The 18303-nt window shown below is 64.8% G+C and carries 14 protein-coding genes; 3 read left to right on the top strand and 11 right to left on the bottom strand.

The window, feature by feature from the left end; all coding sequences use genetic code 11:
* Positions 1-2: 2 nt before the first annotated feature.
* The 3 genes from ACSFC5_RS08635 to kynU form a co-directional block, all read right to left on the bottom strand.
* Positions 3-1406: a TIGR00366 family protein gene (locus ACSFC5_RS08635; protein WP_440764808.1), complete on the bottom strand. Its 1404-nt coding sequence runs from the start codon at positions 1404-1406 to the stop codon at positions 3-5.
* A gap of 122 nt (positions 1407-1528) precedes the next feature.
* Positions 1529-2395 carry an SDR family NAD(P)-dependent oxidoreductase gene (locus ACSFC5_RS08640; RefSeq protein ID WP_440765034.1) on the bottom strand — a complete coding sequence of 289 codons (867 nt, stop codon included), beginning with the start codon at positions 2393-2395 and terminating at the stop codon, positions 1529-1531.
* A gap of 178 nt (positions 2396-2573) precedes the next feature.
* Positions 2574-3875, bottom strand: a complete 1302-nt coding sequence (gene kynU, locus ACSFC5_RS08645; RefSeq protein ID WP_440764809.1) for a kynureninase — start codon at positions 3873-3875, stop codon at positions 2574-2576.
* A gap of 158 nt (positions 3876-4033) precedes the next feature.
* Between kynU and lipP1 the strand changes: the two genes are divergently transcribed.
* Positions 4034-4996, top strand: a complete 963-nt coding sequence (lipP1, locus tag ACSFC5_RS08650) for a LipP1 family hormone-sensitive lipase (protein ID WP_440764810.1) — start codon at positions 4034-4036, stop codon at positions 4994-4996.
* A 54-nt stretch (positions 4997-5050) separates the two neighbouring features.
* Here the strand turns inward: lipP1 and ACSFC5_RS08655 are convergent, their stop codons facing one another.
* The 6 genes from ACSFC5_RS08655 to ACSFC5_RS08680 form a co-directional block, all read right to left on the bottom strand.
* The gene (locus ACSFC5_RS08655) at positions 5051-6010 is read right to left on the bottom strand and encodes a mechanosensitive ion channel family protein (protein WP_440764811.1); all 960 of its coding nucleotides are present in this window, start codon (positions 6008-6010) and stop codon (positions 5051-5053) included.
* Positions 6011-6113: 103 nt separating this feature from the next.
* Entirely contained in the window at positions 6114-7388 is a 1275-nt protein-coding gene (locus ACSFC5_RS08660; protein WP_440764812.1) for a DUF8167 domain-containing protein, read from the bottom strand.
* Positions 7385-8614: a DUF8167 domain-containing protein gene (locus ACSFC5_RS08665; protein WP_440764813.1), complete on the bottom strand. Its 1230-nt coding sequence runs from the start codon at positions 8612-8614 to the stop codon at positions 7385-7387. The genes ACSFC5_RS08660 and ACSFC5_RS08665 overlap by 4 nt, the downstream gene beginning before the upstream one ends.
* A 99-nt stretch (positions 8615-8713) precedes the next feature.
* The gene (locus tag ACSFC5_RS08670) at positions 8714-9343 is read right to left on the bottom strand and encodes a DUF2238 domain-containing protein (protein ID WP_440764814.1); all 630 of its coding nucleotides are present in this window, start codon (positions 9341-9343) and stop codon (positions 8714-8716) included.
* The gene (locus tag ACSFC5_RS08675; RefSeq protein WP_440764815.1) at positions 9340-10008 is read right to left on the bottom strand and encodes a hypothetical protein; all 669 of its coding nucleotides are present in this window, start codon (positions 10006-10008) and stop codon (positions 9340-9342) included. Before ACSFC5_RS08675 ends, ACSFC5_RS08670 begins: the two co-directional genes overlap by 4 nt.
* 126 nt (positions 10009-10134) lie before the next feature.
* On the bottom strand, positions 10135-10737 hold the full coding sequence (locus ACSFC5_RS08680) for a metal-dependent hydrolase (protein WP_440764816.1): 603 nt from the start codon (positions 10735-10737) through the stop codon (positions 10135-10137).
* A gap of 228 nt (positions 10738-10965) precedes the next feature.
* On the opposite strand from ACSFC5_RS08680, the gene trkA reads away from it, so the two are divergent.
* A complete protein-coding gene (gene trkA / locus ACSFC5_RS08685; protein WP_440764817.1) occupies positions 10966-12300 on the top strand; it encodes a Trk system potassium transporter TrkA in 1335 nt (444 codons plus the stop codon).
* A gap of 113 nt (positions 12301-12413) precedes the next feature.
* Positions 12414-13157, top strand: a complete 744-nt coding sequence (locus tag ACSFC5_RS08690) for an Lrp/AsnC family transcriptional regulator (RefSeq protein WP_440764818.1) — start codon at positions 12414-12416, stop codon at positions 13155-13157.
* Positions 13158-13263: 106 nt separating this feature from the next.
* Here the strand turns inward: ACSFC5_RS08690 and ACSFC5_RS08695 are convergent, their stop codons facing one another.
* Positions 13264-15582, bottom strand: a complete 2319-nt coding sequence (locus ACSFC5_RS08695; RefSeq protein WP_440764819.1) for an amino acid permease — start codon at positions 15580-15582, stop codon at positions 13264-13266.
* A gap of 196 nt (positions 15583-15778) precedes the next feature.
* Positions 15779-18079 carry an amino acid permease gene (locus ACSFC5_RS08700; RefSeq protein ID WP_440764820.1) on the bottom strand — a complete coding sequence of 767 codons (2301 nt, stop codon included), beginning with the start codon at positions 18077-18079 and terminating at the stop codon, positions 15779-15781.
* Positions 18080-18303 lie beyond the last annotated feature (224 nt).

Raw genomic sequence — 18303 nt, forward strand, 5'->3', positions numbered from 1 at the left:
GGCTACAGGATCGCGAGGAACAGCGTCAACCAGCCGCCGACGATGACGAAGCCGATGAGCATCGCCACGGTGGTATACCCGATGATGTCTCGAGCGCGGAGGTTCGCGATGGCCAGCAGCGGAATCGCCCAGAACGGCTGGATCATGTTGGTTAGCTGGTCGCCGAGCATCTCGATGATGATGGCGTCCTCGGGGGCCATCCCGAGGCCGACGGTGATCTCCATCATGATCGGCCCCATCGCGACCCACTGGCCGCCGCCCGAGGGAATGAAGACGTTGACGAACCCGGCGACGATCACGCCGATCACGGGCCACGTCATCGGCGTCGCGAACCCACCGACGGATTCGACGATGACCGTTGCCAGCCCCGTTCCGGTCAACAGGCCGGCAATCCCGGCGTAGAACGGGAACTGGAAGATGATGCCGGAAATGTTGGAGACGCTGTCTTTCATCTGGGCGACGATCGCGGTCGGGCGAACCCACAGCAAAATTGCGAGCATCAGGAAGAACGCGTTGATGCTGTTGAGCGTCAGGTTCGAAATTCCGCCGGGCTGGAGGACCCACGCGTTGAGGACGAAGTACGCCGGAAAGATGGCGATCGAGAGGCCGATGAGTCGCGAATCGTTGAGCCGATCCGCGAACCGTTCGCGGCCGCCGTCGGTGGCGACGGGGCCCCCGTCGGGCCCGAACGCTTCGGACACGACCTCATCGATCTCCTCGTACGTCGCTCGAGGGAGCTCTCGAATACCGTCTTTCGGATGGAGCAGCCCCATCACCACGGGGATCACGAGCAACAGTGTGCCGGTCGTCACGATGTTCGCGGTGCTTCCGACGGTCAGCGAGAGCGGGACCCCTTCGCGGGCGTAGTCCGGGAAGTTCGACGGGACGAGCGACGGATCGGCCATCATCAACCCGACCGACGAGGAGAGTCCGCCGTGAAAGACCATGAGACTCGTATACCCCGCCGCAGCCAGCAACGGGTAGTGGACGTCAATTCCCTTCTCCCGGCACTCGTAGGCGACGCGTTTGGCCATGATCGCCCCGACGATCAGTCCGATAGCCCACGAGACGATGGCCGCAGCCATCGCGACGAAGGAGGTGAACCAGACGGCGCTGAACCGAGAGTTGGGCAACCGCGCGAGTCGCTCGAGGCCGAGCGTGAACGTCGGCGACTTCGCGATAGCGTCCCCGGTCATCAACAGGATCGAGATGGCGGCCATAAATGGTAGCAGACTCCAGACGCCGGTCGTCCAGGCGTTCATCGTCTCCTGTGGTCCGGCACCGGTCCCGAGCGCAGCGGCGACCGCGACGAACGTCAGAACGATGGCGATAACGTAGGGGTCGGGAATGTATTCCTCGGAGAGATCGGAACAGCGTTCTCCGAGTCGACGCAAGAACGTGAGCATGTCTCCCACTCAGACGGGCCACACATCAAGATGTCGTCTGATCCACGTACTAACGGATAGCTGTCAAAAACCCGTGCCACGGCGGACGGCCCAGTCGTAGTCCGCTCGAGAGGGACGACGCCCTAATACGTTAGCGACATTCCGCCTTCGTGAGTCATGTCGCCACCGTTGAGGTGTGTACTGTGGGTCGAACAGCCAGTCACGAAGAGGTTGGCGACCTCGTATGGCTCCATCATCTCTTTGACACGGGTTCGCTCGAGCATCACCGTCTCGACGACTTCGTCGACGGTCATCCCGCGGCGGTCCGCAGTCGCCGGGAGCTGTTTGGCGACGAGCGCGGTCTTGACGTAGGCCGTACTGACGGAGAACGATCGGACGCGTCCGTCGCCCTCGGCGGCGATCGACTGCGTCAGTCCCCGGAGGCCGAACTTCGTCGTGTTGTAGGCGACTTTGTCGCGGGTGACGATGTGGCCGTGGACCGAACACATGTTCGCGACGACACCGCCGCCGTCCTCGTTGTCCCGGAAGTGTGGCAGACACGCCTTCGAAAGGACGAACGGCGCTCGCTGCATCACCGCCTGCATCGTGTCGTACTTTTCGAGGGGGAACGATTCGATCGGAGCGACGTGTTGGAGGCCGGCGATGTTCGCGAGATACCGAATCGAACCGTGATCGGCAGCCTCGTCGACGATCCGGTCGAGGTCCTCGTCGACTGTCAGGTCACCAACGATCGGGACGATCTCACCCGGTAGCGACAGTGTTTCGGCCGTCGACCGGACGGCCTCCAGGTCCGCTTCGTTCAGGTCCGTGCCGGCGACGGTGAGTCCGTTCGCGGCGAACGCAAGTGCTGTCGCCCGACCAATGCCCGATCCAGCACCAGTCACGAGAGCGACGTTTTCGGACGCGTAGTGGGGGTCGTCGAGTACGAGAAAATCGTCAGCAGTTGGCTCCGTCGGGCCGTACCGTTCCATCGCCTCGTCCACAGTCATGTCGGCCATACCCTCATGCGAGCGACGCTGCATAAAGGCCCATCGGCCAACACGCGGTACGGCGGTGATGACGATCCCAGAGCGTTACACTGACTTCCAGTGGCTACTCTCCCACTCTCGACCCACGTGACGAACTCGCGGCTCATCGGCTCCGACTGACCGAACGGACGACGATTCGTCAGGACACGGTTCCGTCGGTGTCGACGGTCTCGTACGCATCGTCCTCGAGAACCGCTTGGAGCCGCTCCGAAAACTCCCAGACGTCGACGAAACGGGTGTACAGCGGCGCCGGACTAACCCGGATGACGTTCGGCTGGCGGAAGTCGACGACGATCCCGCGGTCGCGGAGAGCCTGGCTGACCCGTTCCGCGTCGGGGTGTTCGATCGCCACGTGGCCACCCCGTTCTTCCGGTTCCCGGGGTGTCCCGACCGAACAGTCCAGCTCCGCGAGTTTGTCGTCGACGAGGTGGACGAGGTAGGAGGTCAACGCGAGCGACTTGGCGCGAATCGCGTCGATACCGGCCTCGTCGACGAGTTCGAGCGCTCCGGCGAGGGGCGCGGCGCTGAGCACCGGAATCGTCCCGATCTGCCACGCGCCGGCCGAATCGGCCGGCGTGAACCGCTCGCGCATCTCGAACTGCGTTTCCTTCTCGTGGCCCCACCAGCCCGCCAGGGCCGGGGTTGTACCGAGGTGGCGCTCGTTGACGTACAGCCCCGCGATCGCGCCCGGGCCGGCGTTGAGGTACTTGTAACTGCACCAGACCGCGAAGTCGACGCCGTGTGCCGAAAGCTCGTGGGGGACGACGCCGACCGAGTGGGCGAGGTCGAACCCGGCGAGGACGTTCCGCTCGTGGGCCGCGGCGGTGATGCGCTCGACATCGAGTCGCTGGCCGCTCCGGTAGAGCACCGACGGCAGGAACGCGATGCCCACCTCGCGTTCCTCCAGCGCCGCGACGATATCCGCCTCCGCGATCGTTCGGCCGTCCCGACTCTCGACGACGTGGAGGTGCTCGTCCGGGTCGTAGCCGCGCTGGCGCAACTGCGCGCGCAACGCGTAGTGGTCGGTCGGGAAGTCGAGTTCGTCGACCAGAATTCCCGGCGGCCGGTCGCCTCGAGCGTCTAGAAACGTGCCGACGAGCGTGTGGATGTTGACCGTCGTCGAGTTCGCGACGACCACCTCGTCCTCGTCGGCACCGACCAGCGGCGCGAGATCGTCGCCTAGCGACTCGCCGTACCAGAACCAGGGTCGTTCGGCGTCCGTCCAGCCGCTGATGCCCATGGTTCGCCACTCCTCGACCGCTCGATCGAGCGATCGCTCGGCCGCGTCCGAGATCGGGCCGAGCGAGTTCCCGTCTAAGTAGAGCTTGCCGGGAACGTCGAACCGATCCCGAAAGCTCGAGAGCGGGTCGTCGTCGTCCCGCTCGCGGGCGTACGCGACACCGTCGCCGTGGGTGCGGTCCTGATCGAAGCCGGAATCCATGCGTGACGGTTGGGTCGGTCTCACTGAAGTGTTTCGGCGCGCTGCCCGCGAGTATGGACCTGGAACCATCGTCTTTCGGGGACGTGGAACTTGTTTTCCATCGACCGTGACGGCTCGAGCGCCGGTACTGCTAACTTGGATTCGGTACTCGACGGCGTATGGACGACGTGGTAACCGACAAATTGGACCCGGAATTCGCCGACGTACTTCGTAAGGGCCGAGTAGCCGACCTCCCGCCGTGGCACAGCATGACCGTCGCCGAAGCGCGGCGCGTCGAAGACGAGGCGTTTTCGGCGGGCGACGGGCCGACCGTACACGAGGTTTCCGATCGGCGCATCGACGGCCCCGCCGGTGACGTGCCGGTGCGGCTCTACCGGCCCGAAACGCCATCCGAGGTGGCTGGCAGCCCCCTCCCGGCGCTGGTCTTCTGTCACGGCGGCGGCTGGGTTCTCGGAACGCTCGACTCCGCCGACGACCTCTGTCGGGCGTTCGCGACGCGCGTCGGCGCGGTGGTAATCTCGGTCGACTATCGACTGGCCCCCGAACACCCGTTCCCGGCGGCCGTCGAGGACGCGTGGGCCGCCCTCGAGTGGGCGCACGACGAGGCCGACACCCTCGGTATCGACCCCGATCGCATCGGAATCGCGGGGACCAGCGCCGGGGGCGGTCTCGCCGCCGCGGTCGCGCTCCGGGCCCGCGACCGAGACGTTTCCCCGGCCGTGCAGGTGCTCTGCTATCCGATTCTCGACCGCGACTTCGAGACGCCATCGTATCGCGAGCACGCCGACGCGCCGCTGCTCTCCCGCGCGGATATGGCGTGGTTCTGGGACCAGTATCTCGCCGATCCGACCGACGCCGACGACCCGCTCGCAGCCCCGTTACGAGCCGAGTCGCTCGCGGACGCTCCACCCGCCGTGATCGCGACGGCCGGCCACGACGTGCTCCGGTCGGAGGGGGTGGCGTACGCCGACCGACTGCGATCTGCCGGCGTCGAACTCCGACACTGTCACTATCCGTCGCTCGCACACGGCTTTCTGAGCCTCACGGGCGCTGTCGATCGCGCCGAGGCCGCGATGGACGACGTGACCAGTGCGATCTGCGGGGCCGAGACGTCGCTGTGATTTCGGTGGGCGTCGCCCGCTCACGGGCTGAGCGTCCGGCGTCGCCCTCGAGCGCTATCGACTCCGACTAACGGGGAATCCGACTCGATCCGGATGCTCGTTCATCCGCTCGAGGATCCGTTCGTAGAGGTCGTTACGGACGCGCTGGCCCTCTCGGGGGTGAACAAGGTATCGGAGTCGAAGGTCGACCCACGATTCGCCCTGGGCGACGTTGACCGACGGCCCGTCGCGGACCTCGAGTTCGACCGGCGTCTTCGCGAGTCGCTTCCGATACAGTTCGATCGCTCGCTGCATGTCGTCGCCCAGATAGTCGGTCGCCTCCTCGATCATCAGGCCGCGAGCGAACTCGAGATCGGTTTCGTAGGCCACCTGAACCGAAAGCTCGTTCCAGACGTGGGGGAACTCCTGGTAGGAATAGTTGTGGACGTGCGAGGAGAGGACGACGCTGTTGGGGAGGGTGATCACGCGCCCCGAGGGCTGGTGTGAGCTGACGAGTTCCCCGTTGATCTCCCACAGCGTCGTCACGAGAAAGTCGACTTCGACGACGTCGCCTTTCGAGCCCTCGATTGCGACGCGGTCGCCGACCCCGTAGGGCCGCTTGATCATGATGTAGAGCCAGCCGATCAGCGAGAAGAGCGGCTGTTGGAGGGCGAACGTAACGGCGAAGCCGACGATGCCGAGCGAGAAGAAGACGCCGACGTACTGTTGGGTGAGCACGCCGAGGACACCGACGATTCCGAGCATGATGAACGCCAATCGGATGATGTTGTTGAGGTCGTGTCGGCGCCGTTTGTCGGCCGTCTGCGTGAGGAGATAGCCGACGACCAGTACGTAGCCGCCGAACGCCGCGAAACCGACGGCCGCGACTAGCAGGGCCTGGGCGAACAGGCTCGTAACGGGAACACCACCGACCTCGCCCGGAGCCACTGCGACGTCGAACCGTCTGACGACACCAGCGGTCATACCCAGTCCGATAGCGACCAATAGGGAGACGTAGCCGAGACGGCGATTCACAGCCATCGGTTGGCTGCCGAATATAAAAATCTGGCTTCACGACCGGTACGACGGCGTGATACGCTGCGGCCGCGATCGGGATCCGATCCGACGAGACTCGATCCTACTCGGAGTCGTCGTACTCGACCCACTCCTCGCGCTCCCGTCGCGTCGCCGTTGCGTCTCGAGTCTGCCCGTCTCCGGGCACCCAGCTCACCGCCTCGCCAGCGGCTTCTCGAAGGGCGTCGTCGCCGGTTGCTACCCGTACTCCCGCCACGGCCTCGAGTTTTCGAAGCGACTCGGGCCGTCCGATTGCAAACAGTTGGTCACCAGCGTCGATCGACCGGTCACGCTTCGGGATCGTCTCCACCTCGCCGCCAGGGGACCGGACGGCGATGATCGTGACGTCGAGGGCGCCGAGCGGAGTACTCACAAGCGGACTCGCGTCGGTGATATCGACGAGGCTCATCGTCTCATCGGCACGGCGGAGCATCCCGGCGAACTCCCGGTCGGGGTGTGACTCCGCAGCGAGCGTCAGCAGTCGGTACGGCTCCGTTGGATCGACCGTCTTGGCGATCGAGTCGTCCGTGATGAGCGTCGCGACCGGGCCGACGCTGGCGCGGAGTTCGGCCGCCCCGAGTCGGGTTTCGCCGTCGGCGTTGACGCGCCACAACTGGACGGTATCGCCGGCAGACGCACTGAACGGCGGGTCCGCCCGGACAGCGACCGCCGCGGAGTTCGGCGGCAGGGTCGGCCCGATACCGGCAGCTCGCTGTCCGACGCCGAGATACTCGACGGTCCCGTCGTCGGCGAGCTCGACGTCGACGTAGCCGATGTCGTGTTCCTCTTTCAGGCGGGCGACGAGCTGTGACCGCAGGTCGGTGACGGTCAGTCCCCGCGGAAAATCCAGCGTTTGCCCGGCGAGCGCGGATTTCGTGTCGTCGTCGACGGGCTCGTAGCCCTCGATGTCCTCGATTTCGTCGGGAAGGGTGACGGTGATGAACCGGCCGGCAGCCCGAACGATCGGACTGAAATCCGGCTGCAGCCAGCCCCAGTCGATCCGTTCGGACGTGCCGGCCTGATCGCCGATCCGACGCCCGCCGTAGGAGGCGACGCCGGCCGCGACGAATACCGAGATGTTGACCACCGCCTCGGTGACGGTCAGCGGATCGCCGGCGTCTCCGATGAACTGGACGAACACCAGCCGCGTGTTGAGATAGAGCGCGACGGCGCCCAGCCCGAGAATGAGCGTCGCTCCCTCGGGGAACTGGGTCCGCGCCCTGACGCGGTAGACGAACGCAGCGATCGTCGTTACGATCCCGGCCAGCAGGGCCAACCCGACGATACGAAGTACTCCTTCTACCACTGGATGCCCGAACACCGACGCGAGGAGGCTCATTTCGCCACCTCCTCGAACGCGCGCAGGGGATCGCGTTTCCCGACGACGATCAACGCGTCGCCGGCCTGTAGTTCCATCGTTCCACGAGGGGCGATAATGCGTTCGGACAGGCGCCGAACGGCCAGGATCGCGACGTCGTGTGAATCCCGGACTCTCGCGCTTCCGAGCGTCGTCCCCGCGAGCGAACTGCCGGTTCCGACCGTGACCTTCCGGAACCGGTTCCCGTTCTGTTTGAGGACCCCGATCGCTTCGTACTCCCGCTGTTTCCCGCGGGAGTGGACGACGATCGGAGCGGTCTCGCTCCGAATGACGCGTCGCGCCTTTTCGGGGGACAGCGCGACCGTGACCTGTCCGTCCCCGCCGGTCGTCGTCGCCACCGTCTGCGCCGGAGGGGACGCGTCCGACTCATCGTCCGTCTCTGTTTCGTCCGCGCTCGGACTCTCGGCTGTCGCCGGCGTCTCGGCCCCAGTCGTGCGAGCGCTCACGACCGGGCCGGTGACGTCGCCATCGGGGAGCCGAACCGTCACGCTATCGCCCCGCGCCAACCCGGTCGGCAGGAGAGTCGAAATCGAGACGGCGCGTTTTCCGGCCGGCACGCGACGGGACAGCCCCGCTCCGCTCGAGGCCGCGGCGAGCTCGACGCGCCCCTTTCGATCGACGGTCACGCTCACCTCCGCCAGTTCGTGGTCGGTCAGCAACCGTTCCTCGAGTCGGTCCTCGAGTTCCGCGAGCGAGAGGTTCGCCGGAAATTTCCACGAGCCGCTCTCGAGTTGGGCGCGGAGGTCGTCGGAAAGCGGCGGGTAGCCCTCGATATCGTGGACGGTGCCGATCGGACGGAGCCGAATCTGCCCGTACGAATCGACGCGGTCGGCCAGATCGGTCGAGAGCTTGTGTTCGCGGAGCGTCTTGAGCGTGAGTTTTCGGGGGGTCGCGGTGCCGAGTTTGTCGCCCTGGCTGTGGGCCCACAGACAGGCCATCAGGATCACTAACACGGCGATAATGCCGGACCAGCTTTCGGCCAACTCGGGATCCATCAGCCCCATCAACCCGCCGGAAACCCCTGCGAGGGCGCCGCCGAGCACGACGACACCGAGCCCGGGAACGGTGACGTTGGTGAAGTACTTGAAGCCGAAGCCGACGGAAAAGGCGATCAACGACGGGAAAATTGCGGCGAGGAGACCGAGATAGATCCCCACGAGAATTTCCGCAAACGGTATCGGAGGCATAGCAGGGACCAGTCAGTCGATCAGTATAGAATTGTGGTTTCGTTCTCCGAGCCCCCTGCGAGCGAAACTGAGCCACACGACCGCGAGCGGATCGTCGTCCTACTCGATCCCGAAGAGGCTCTCTCTGACGGTTTCGGCGACGCCGGAGAGGTGGACCTGTCCGAAAGTCGCGACGAGGATCGCCCCGAGCGTATTGAACATCATATCGCGGACGGTATCGTCGAGACCGTGTTGCGCTAGCGGCATCGTGATTCCCGTGGCGTCTGCGGCGATATCCAGCCCGAACTCGAACAGCTCCCAGATGACGCCGAAGGACATCACGACGATCAAGATGAAGACGAACGCGAATCGGTGAGGGATGTGAATCTCGTCGCTGTGGAGGTCAACGGCGCGGACGGTCGTGTAGCCGATGCCGGCGACGAGCGACGCCGACATCGCGTGGGTGATGTGGTCCCACCAGCCGATTCTGGCGTAGAGGCCGGCCGAGCCCATCGTGTGCAAGAAGACGGCGAGCGTGATCCAGAGCCCCAGCCACGGATCCAGCGGGAGATCGTAGTTTTTCTCCAGTAGCGCCGGGGCGAACGTGATGAGTAACGCGATACCTCCGTTCATGATCGCCTTCGGCTGCCAGAAGAGGAAGCCGTAGCCGACGATTCCGATCAGCACCACCTGCATTCCGCGAGTGAGTCGGCGCTGGGTTCGCAGGGAGGGGCGCGGAAGGAGCGTCATCGCCGCACCACCTGCCGAAGTCGGCGGCGAAGGTACCGGCCACGGCGTTTGAAGTACGCATCGAAGAGGATTCCGGCGACCAGTCCGGCGAGGGTAACCCAGACGAACTCACCCATCAGTGTCGCGTTTGCGGTGTCCTGTGATATCCCCGGTTCGGTCAGGAACGAGGTGCCCAACTGCCGATCCATGTTCCACCGAACGATCGCCCACGCCGCGCCGGACGCCATCGTCGTCATGACGACCAGTACGACCGCCGCCCAGTGGGTCAGTCGAAGGTCGCTGACGGCAAACATGTGGAATTCGACGATGAGAAGCAATGCCAGCCCAGCGACCGAGAGATAGTATCCGAACGTCCCGAGTTCACCGCCGACCAGTCCGCGAATGAGAATCGGGAGCAGTGCCACCACGAGCAGTTCCCACGGCAGCATCATCCGCCAGTCCCAGTAGGCGACCGGCGGGGCGAGAACGATGGTCGCCGTTGCCGCGACGAACAGTATCCACAGCCTGTCAAAATCGAGTACGCTCTCGAGGAAGACCAGACAGAGGACGCCGACAAGCACCCACGAGAGGAGTGCGTTCGTCCGTCCGCTTCGGAACAGTCGCGCGAGAACGTCCTCCGGTTCGTCCGTCGCGGAAGTTGCAGTTTTAGTACCCTCACGTTGCATGGCGTGGTCAGTGTTACCCACACCTCTTAAACCCCATAGACGTCTTCGGAATCGTCTCGGCGAGCTGAACCGTTCACGCGTCGGTAAACGAACGAGATCGCGTTCGCCGTCGCTCACAGCACAGCCCTACGTTCGATATCGGTCCGGGACGTATCCCTCCAGCCGTTTAGGAACGTACCCGAACACGGTCGGTGCGAGGGTCGCTAATCGCCGGCGAAGTCCGACGTAGACGGCACCGATCGCCAGCGCGACGGCGACGGCGGCGCGAAACGGCCCCTCGAGGACGACGAGCAGTGGAACGGCGAGGGACACCAGCACCAACAGATCCTCCGGCGCGCCGTCGTAGCGGACCCACCGCTTCGGTCGCCGCCAGCGTCCGCGAACGTGATCGTAGACCGCGCGTTCGGAGGTTCCCTCCCACGGGCGGAGTTCGAGCCCGCCGCCGAACCGGTCTGCGTGGCAGTGTATGGCCGCCCCGACGACGACGGATGCCACACCGACGCTAACGGTCGTCGGAACGATCACTGCGACGAGAGCAAGCGGGAGCGCGAGGAGCGTGTAGATCGTCGGATAATGGAGCGTCCGGCGATGGCCGGCGTACAGATCCAGGTCCGGAACGAGACTCCCGGCGAGGACTCCCGTGAGCGCGGCTGGCGCGAGATCGGGTGAAAGAACCAGGAGTGGCGTCGCTACCGCCAATCCGATCACCGCGTGAGTTGGTAACATCATCGGTTCCGTGAGCCTCTCTGGGCGAACCGACGTAGCGGCTGCAGATGAGTTCTTCGGCACCCGAGATGCAGCGGCGCTATCGCGTGCAGTCGGGTTCGGGGTTCGACCGATGTCCACGGGCGCTCGGGTCCCGGTCGACGAGCAGGACCGTGAGCGGTCCGTCGTAACGCCTTTCGTCTCGCCACCAAAACATGCAGAGAAGATGTCCCTCTGGAGGATGGTCTACCAATGTACGTACTAATCGTCGGGGCGGGGCAGGTCGGACAGATGATCGCCTCGAACCTCGCCGACTCGCACGACGTCGCGGTGGTCGAACGCGATCCGGAGGTGTCAGAGGAGATCACCTACTCGTACGACGTGCTCTCGGTGCAGGGCGACGGGACCGAACTCGAGACCCTTCGGGAAGCCGGTCTCGAGCGAGCGGATCTGATCGTCGCGTGCACCGACAGTGACGAGACGAATATCGTCGTCTGTGGCACGGCCAAGAGCGTGAGCGATACGTTCACCATCGCTCGCGTCCGCCGTCGCACGCTGTTGAACACGTGGGAGGGGGCGGAGGGCGCCTTCGGCGTCGACTTCATGGTCTGTACCGACCTGCTGGTCGCCCAGACGATCTTCCGGATCTCCGGCTTCCCGCAGGCCCAGGACGTCGAAATGTTCGCCGGCGGGCTCGTCAGGATGGCCGAGTTCGATATCGGTTCCGACAGTCCGCTCGTCGGCCAGCGCGTCGAGGAGGCGGATCAGTACGATTCGATGACGTTCGCCGGCGTCTTCCGAGGCGACGAGATGATCGTCGCCCGCGGTGAAACCGTCTTCAGTGCCGGCGACCGGATCGTCGTCATCGGCAGCCCCAACTCGGTCAAGGAGTTCGCGATGGCGACCGTCACCGACACGACCTCGAGTGCGGACGACGTGGTCATCGTCGGCGGCAGCGAGATCGGCTTTCAGACCGCCCGCGAGTTCGAGGCCCACGGGTTCGAGCCGCGACTGGTCGAACGGGATCACGAGCGCGCCCGCGAAATCGCCGAAGCGCTTCCCAAGACGTTCGTCATGGAGAGCGACGCAACCGATACGGAGTTTCTCGCCCGCGAGCACATCGACGAGGCCGACATCGTGATCGCCGCGCTCGACAGCGACGAGAAGAACCTGCTCGTCTCGTTGCTCGCCCGCCGGGTCGGCGTCGATCGAACCGTCGCTGTTATCGAGAACACCGAGTACGGCGACCTCTTCGAGACAGTCGGGATCGACGTCGCGATCAACCCCCGCGAGGAGACGGCCGAAGAGATCGTCCGCTTCACCCGCACCGATCAGACCGAGAAGATCGCCATGCTCGAGCACGATCGCGCCGAGGTCATCGAAGTCGAACTCGGGCCGGAGAGCGCGTTGACGGGCCGTCAGATCGCGGATTCGATGGCCGATCTCCCCGAGTGCGTCGTCATCGGGGCGATCTCACGCGGCGGCGAACTCATCACCCCGCGCGGGACGACGGTTCCGCAGGCGGGCGATCACGTCGTGCTGTTCGTCGACGCGACGGTGCTCGACGAGGTTTCGGCGGTGCTGTGATCGCGTCGACCGTCGAACGGGGCGTCGCTACCGACGAGGACCGTCTCGATTCTGAGCCAGCGATACGCGAACAAAAGGGAGCATCCTTCAATCCCGTCGCCGTACGGGTCGCTATGAGTATCCGCCTCGACGAAGTGAACAGACGCATTATCCACGCGTTGATGGGAGACGCGCGAAACACGTCTGCGCCCATGATCGCAGACGAGGTCGGCGTCTCGCCGGCGACGATCCGGAACCGAATCACCCAACTCGAGGACGCCGGGATCATCCGTGGCTACCACGCGAACGTCGATTTCGACGCCGCCGCCGAGATGTTGCGCACGCTCTACGTGGGGACGGCCCCCATCGAGGAGCGAGCGCGAATCGCCCAACAGGCCAGAACGATCACGGGCGTCGTCAACGTCCGGGAGTTCGTGGCCGGACAGGAGAACCTCCACGTGCTCGCCGTCGGGGACGACGTCGAGGCAATGAACGACGTCGCTCGAGAACTCACCTCGATCGGGATCGCCATCGAGGACGAAAAGGTCGTGCGGACGGAGCAGTTTCAGGCCTATCACCCCTTCGGGCCGGCCGAAACGCACCAGCAGTTCTCCGACTACATCAGTCTCGCCGGCGGCAACAAAGTCGTCGAACTCACCGTCGACGACGACGCACCGATCGCCGGGATGACCTTAGAGCGCGCCGCACGCGAGGGTGTTCTCGAGGATGGCGTGCTCGTCGTCTCCATCGAGCGCGACGACGCCGTCCTGACGCCGCGGGGCGACAGCGAAATTCGACCTGGCGACATCCTGACGGTCCTCTCCCGGGGCGGCTTTACGGAGCAGATGTTCGAGATTTTCGAAGCCGGAGCGAACTAGCGTTCGGCTCGCGGAGAGCGGTCGACTCGAACGTCGTCGGTCAAAAACTCCACCGCTGAGTTGCCAGACGTTCGAACGCGTACCGAGCGAGCGCCGAGGGCGGGTCTCAATCGTTCCGTCGACCGAACAGTCGGTCCCACAGCGACCGTTTGGTCGGACGCTCGGCCAGCAGGACGGAACACTCGACCTCGTTGACGACGCCGTAGGCCAGCGACCCGCCGATGAGCCGCGAGAGCAGTCCGCGCTCGGTCGCGCCGATGATGACCATCGTGTGATCGCGTGCCGCCGTCGCGATCGCCCCCTCGACGTCGCCGGTGGTGTCGATACGGATCGCAGCGTCGTCGAGACCGCGGTCTTCCGCCCACTCGGTCAGGAACGCTTCCCCGTCGTCCTTCTCGCCCTGGTCGACGACGTTCAACAGCGTGATCTCGGAGCCGAGCTGGTCGCGCATGTAGCGGGCCATCTCGGCGCTGAGATCGGAGTCCGGACCGCCGGCGGTCGGCACGAGCACGCGGTCGGTCTCGAGACCGCGGTCGTTCAAGACGAGGAAGTCACACGGCAGATCGTGGGTCAACTCGTCGATCGGTCGCTCCGCCCGGCCGGCGGTCCACGGTCGGCCGGGACCCCAACCCATGACGACGGTGTCAGCCTGTTCGCGGCGGGCCACGTTGAACACCTCTTCGAACGAGCGGTGGGAGACGACCGTCCGGATATCGACGGGAACGTCGAGCGTTTCCGTACTCTCACGGACCCGGGTCATCAGTCGCTGCGATTCCTCGTCGATCCGCCGAATGTGCTCGGAGCCCTCCCGAAGCGGTGTCTGGTCGGGCACTTCGACGATGTGGACGGCCTGCACGACGCCGTCGTTCGCCTTGGCGACGACGCTCCCGAGCGAGAGCAGATGAGACTCCGTCCGCGGGTTCGATACCGGAACGACTACGGTGAAGTCGCGCTTCCCGGACGGCTTCGCCGCGGTCGCGGCCGAAACGGCCGCGTCCGGCATCTCCTCGGACCGCGAGAGGATGTAGTTACTGAGGACGCCCTCTCGGTCGGTCTCGTGGCGGGCGTAGACGCCGTACCAGAGCACGGCCCCGACGACGAACAGCAGACTCAGTGCGATCTCGATCATGTCCATGAAGCCGATCAACCCGAGCGAGAAGACGATGCCGAGGATCGGTGTGATCGGATAGAACGGAACGGTAAAGTCCGGATCGTACTCCGGTACGTCGGCCTCCCGGAAAACGATGAGCGCGGCGTTGATGAGCGCGTAGACGACGAGGTGCAACACGCTCGCCGCCTTCGACAGGATCTCGAGGTCGCCGCCGAGGACGACGATAAACAGCAGGATCATGCCGCCTGTGACGGCGATCGACCGGTACGGCGTCGCGAATTTGGGATGGATCTCGTTGAGCCAGTCGGTGACGATCTTGTCTCGGCCCATCGCGAAGTTGATCCGCGCCGAGGCGAGGATCGACGCGTTCGCACTTGAGGCCGTCGCGAGCAGGGCGGCCAGCGTGATCGAAGTGATACCAATTACGCCGAGATTGCCCTCGAAGATGACGCCCGCGACGTCGGACATCGGGGTGTCGACGTCGATCTGGTCGTAAGGGATGATACCGACCATGAGACCGACGAGAATCGAGTAGATGACCATGACGATGGCGACGCTACCGATGATCGCGATCGGGAGATTTCGACCGGGATTTTTGAGTTCCTCGCCGATCGTCGCGATCTTCGCGTAGCCGAGATAGGAGACGAAGACGAGCGCGGCGCCGGGTAGCATCTCGCCGTAGCCGAGCGGCGCGACGCCACCGTCGACGGTGACCGTTCCCCAGTCGAACGAGAAGAAGCCGACGATCGCGAAGATCGTCAGGATCCCGAGCAAGAGCGTGACGATGGCCGTCTGAATCCCGCCGGTCTCTTTCGCACCCGCGTAGTTGACGCCGACGAACGCGACGCCGGCGATCAACGCGCCGATCTGGATATCCGAGAGTACCAGCGGCCCGAGCACGATCGTCGGGAGGAGCGCGATCTCGCCCGCGACCGGGACCGAAAGCACGACGCCGTCGAGAAGCGTCGCGAGGTAACCGCCGAACCCGATGCAGTAGAAGGCGCTCGCGAAGGCGAGCCCCATCCAGTCGCCCATTCCGGAGATCGAACCGAACAGCGGACCGAGCGCGCGGTTGATGTAGTAGTACGCCCCGCCCGCTTTGGGCATCGCGGTCCCGAGTTCGCTCACCGAGAGCGCGTTGATCATGGCGATCGAACCGCCGATGAGAAACGAAAGAACGACGATCGGTCCCGCCTCTCGAGCAGCGATACCGGGCAGGACGAAGATGCCCGCACCGACCATCGTCCCGATCCCGATTGCGAGCGCCGAGACTAGGCCGAGGTCCTTTGCGAGTTCCTCGTCGCCACCGCTCATCGTCGGTGCCTCCGTCTCGAGTGACTGCCGAGTATCAGTACGAGTGACATGGATGAATTCGGAGCGTGCTCGACATTCCCGTTGTCCTGATTGATGAATTACCGGCCCTTAATATTTCGCTTTCCGGATTGTGGGGGCAGAATAGTATCGGAACCCGAAAGTGGATTGTAAGCGATTATTGGTTCCGCACTTTACCTCACTCGATGCCGTCGGTCGAATCCGGCGTTACCGCCTCCGGCGTGACACCGGTCTCGTCCGCCGTCTCGTCGCGACGGGTGCCGAAGATTCGCTCGTGAATCGTCCGTTTGTGACGTTTCTCGGCGAGCAACACCGAGCAGTCGACATCTTCGAGGACGTCGAGGATGAGCGACCCGCGGGCGAGTCGCGAGAGGACGCCCTTCTCCGTCGCCCCGATGATCAACAAGGATGCGTCCGACGCGGCCTCGGCGATGCGCGTCTGGACGTCTCCGGTCTCGACCGTACACGTCGCGTCCTCGAGCCCGCGTTCTGCGGCCCACTCTTCGAGGAACTGCCGGCCGCGTTCGCGGTCGTCGGCGACGTGCAACAGCGTGACCCTCGCGTCGAACTGGTCCTGCAGCGCGCGCGCGATGGCGGCCGCGAGATCCGAGTCGGGACCGCCGGCGGTCGGAAGCAGGATTCGAGACGGATCGAAGCCGCGGTCGCGGAAGACGAGAAAGTCACACGGCAGCGACCGCGCGAGTTCGTCGAACCTGGTTTCGACGCGACCCGGCGAGCCGTGCGAATCCGGCCCCCAGCCCATCACACAGCTGTCGACGCCGTACCGTTTCGCGGCGTCGAACACCTCCTCGATGCCCCGGTGGGAGAGCACCACGTGCGTTTCCACGTCGACGCCGTACGTCTCGGCGTTGGCTCGCGCCTGCTCGAGCAGGTGCGAGGCCGCTTCGTGGTCCTTCTGTTTTCGGGCGGCGCGCAGCGACGTCTGATCGGGCACCTGCTCGATGTTGACGGCGACGACCGTCCCGTCGTTCTGGGCGGCGATGGCCGAACCGAGCGTGATCAGATGCTTTTCGTGAGCCGGGTTCGCGAGCGGGACCATCACCCGGTAGTCGCCGCCTTCCGGCTGCACGGACGTCGTCGCGGAGACGGCCGCATGCGGGAGCTCTTCGGAGCGCTCGAGAACGTACCGGGCGAGCACTCCCGGCGACTCGATCTCCGAACGGGCGTAGCCGAGATACCAGAGGACGCCGAAGATCACGAATCCCAGCGAGAGCAGGATGACGATCGGCTCGATGAACGCGATCAGGGCGAAGGAGAAGACGGCGCCCAGAATCGGCGTGATAGGGTAGAGTGGAACGGTAAAGTCGGGATCGTAGCCCTCAGGCTCGGCCTCGCGGAAGACAATCAGCGCGAGGTTCAACAGTCCGTAGACGATGAGGTGGAGGACGCTACCCGCACTCGCCAGCAACTCGAGGTTCCCGAACGCGATGAATAGGAGAATGAACGCGCCAGTAATCGCAATCGCCCGGTACGGTGTCGCAAAACGCGGGTGGATCTCGTTGATCTTCGGCGAGATCAGTTTGTCCCGCCCCATCGCGAAGTTGATCCGGGACGAGGCAAGGATCGACGCGTTCGCCGAGGACGCGGTCGCGAGCAGTCCGCCGAGCAACAGCGCCACGGCGCCGACGGGACCGATCAACATCCGAGCGACGTCGACGACGGCGGTCTCGTTGTTGGCGACCACGTCGGTTTCGACGGCTGCGAGCACCGCCAGGAGAATTAGCGCGTACATCACGGTGACGATGACGACGCTGCCGATCACCGCCCGCGGGAGGTTCTTTCCGGGCTCCTGGATCTCTTCGGCGACGGACGTGATCTGGACGAAGCCGAGGTAGGAGACGAACACGAGCCCCGTCACCGGAAGCAGGGGCGCCCAGCCGAAGGGATCGATCGGTCGGAGCGTCTCCAGATCGGCGTTGAAGAGTCCGAATAGGGTGAAGACTGCCAGAATTCCCATGAGGATGATGACGATGACGTTCTGGAGCTTTCCCGTCTCCTTCGCGCCGACGTAGTTGACCCCGATGAAAAACGCCCCACCGACCAGTCCGATCAACTGGGCGGGCTCGAGGCCGACGGGGCCGAGCGTTAGCGACGAGATGCTCACGAACTGATTGACGTACTCGCCGAAGCCGTACATGTAGAACGCCGAAGCGAACGCGAGCCCCATCCAGTTTCCCCAGCCGGCGATCGAGCCGAACATCGGGCCGAGTCCCTGATTCACGTAGTAGTAGGCGCCGCCGGAAACGGGCATCGCCGTCCCGAGTTCGGACGCCGAGAGTGCCGTCAGCAGCGCGATGGCGCCGCCGATGACGAACGCCAGCGCCGCCAGCGGTCCGAGTTCCGCTACCGCCGGCCCGGGAAGGACGAAAATACCCGCACCGATCATGGTCCCGACACCGATCGTCAGCGCGGCGAGCGGGCCGAGGTCCTTGGCGAGTTCTTCGTCGCTCCCGCTCATCGTTCCCTCCTCGTCGCCAGTCCGTCGGAAATCGACAGTGTGTGGTGTATCATGCTGTGGTTACGACCGTCGGAACCGGATCGCCAGATATCCGTCGCGATACTGATTCGAGTGCGCTCGAGACGCTCTCGAGTCGAGAGTCTCGTCTGCGCGGAGAGCACCCCGGATATAGTGAGGCGAAGTAGGACTTTGCCCTTAATAGGTTCGTTTGCCGTCCGAAACCG

Source organism: Natronorubrum marinum (assembly GCF_052040125.1).
Lineage (GTDB): Archaea > Halobacteriota > Halobacteria > Halobacteriales > Natrialbaceae > Natronorubrum.

What these genes read in the sequence shown, in the direction of transcription:
- ACSFC5_RS08635 (WP_440764808.1), bottom strand. Translation starts at nt 1,406, where the DNA reads ATGCTCACGTTCTTGCGTCGACTCGGAGAACGCTGTTCCGATCTCTCC.
- ACSFC5_RS08640 (WP_440765034.1), bottom strand. Translation starts at nt 2,395, where the DNA reads ATGACTGTGGACGAGGCGATGGAACGGTACGGCCCGACGGAGCCAACT.
- kynU (WP_440764809.1), bottom strand. Translation starts at nt 3,875, where the DNA reads ATGGATTCCGGCTTCGATCAGGACCGCACCCACGGCGACGGTGTCGCG.
- lipP1 (WP_440764810.1), top strand. Translation starts at nt 4,034, where the DNA reads ATGGACGACGTGGTAACCGACAAATTGGACCCGGAATTCGCCGACGTA.
- ACSFC5_RS08660 (WP_440764812.1), bottom strand. Translation starts at nt 7,388, where the DNA reads ATGAGCCTCCTCGCGTCGGTGTTCGGGCATCCAGTGGTAGAAGGAGTA.
- ACSFC5_RS08665 (WP_440764813.1), bottom strand. Translation starts at nt 8,614, where the DNA reads ATGCCTCCGATACCGTTTGCGGAAATTCTCGTGGGGATCTATCTCGGT.
- ACSFC5_RS08670 (WP_440764814.1), bottom strand. Translation starts at nt 9,343, where the DNA reads ATGACGCTCCTTCCGCGCCCCTCCCTGCGAACCCAGCGCCGACTCACT.
- ACSFC5_RS08675 (WP_440764815.1), bottom strand. Translation starts at nt 10,008, where the DNA reads ATGCAACGTGAGGGTACTAAAACTGCAACTTCCGCGACGGACGAACCG.
- ACSFC5_RS08680 (WP_440764816.1), bottom strand. Translation starts at nt 10,737, where the DNA reads ATGATGTTACCAACTCACGCGGTGATCGGATTGGCGGTAGCGACGCCA.
- trkA (WP_440764817.1), top strand. Translation starts at nt 10,966, where the DNA reads ATGTACGTACTAATCGTCGGGGCGGGGCAGGTCGGACAGATGATCGCC.
- ACSFC5_RS08690 (WP_440764818.1), top strand. Translation starts at nt 12,414, where the DNA reads ATGAGTATCCGCCTCGACGAAGTGAACAGACGCATTATCCACGCGTTG.
- ACSFC5_RS08695 (WP_440764819.1), bottom strand. Translation starts at nt 15,582, where the DNA reads ATGAGCGGTGGCGACGAGGAACTCGCAAAGGACCTCGGCCTAGTCTCG.
- ACSFC5_RS08700 (WP_440764820.1), bottom strand. Translation starts at nt 18,079, where the DNA reads ATGAGCGGGAGCGACGAAGAACTCGCCAAGGACCTCGGCCCGCTCGCC.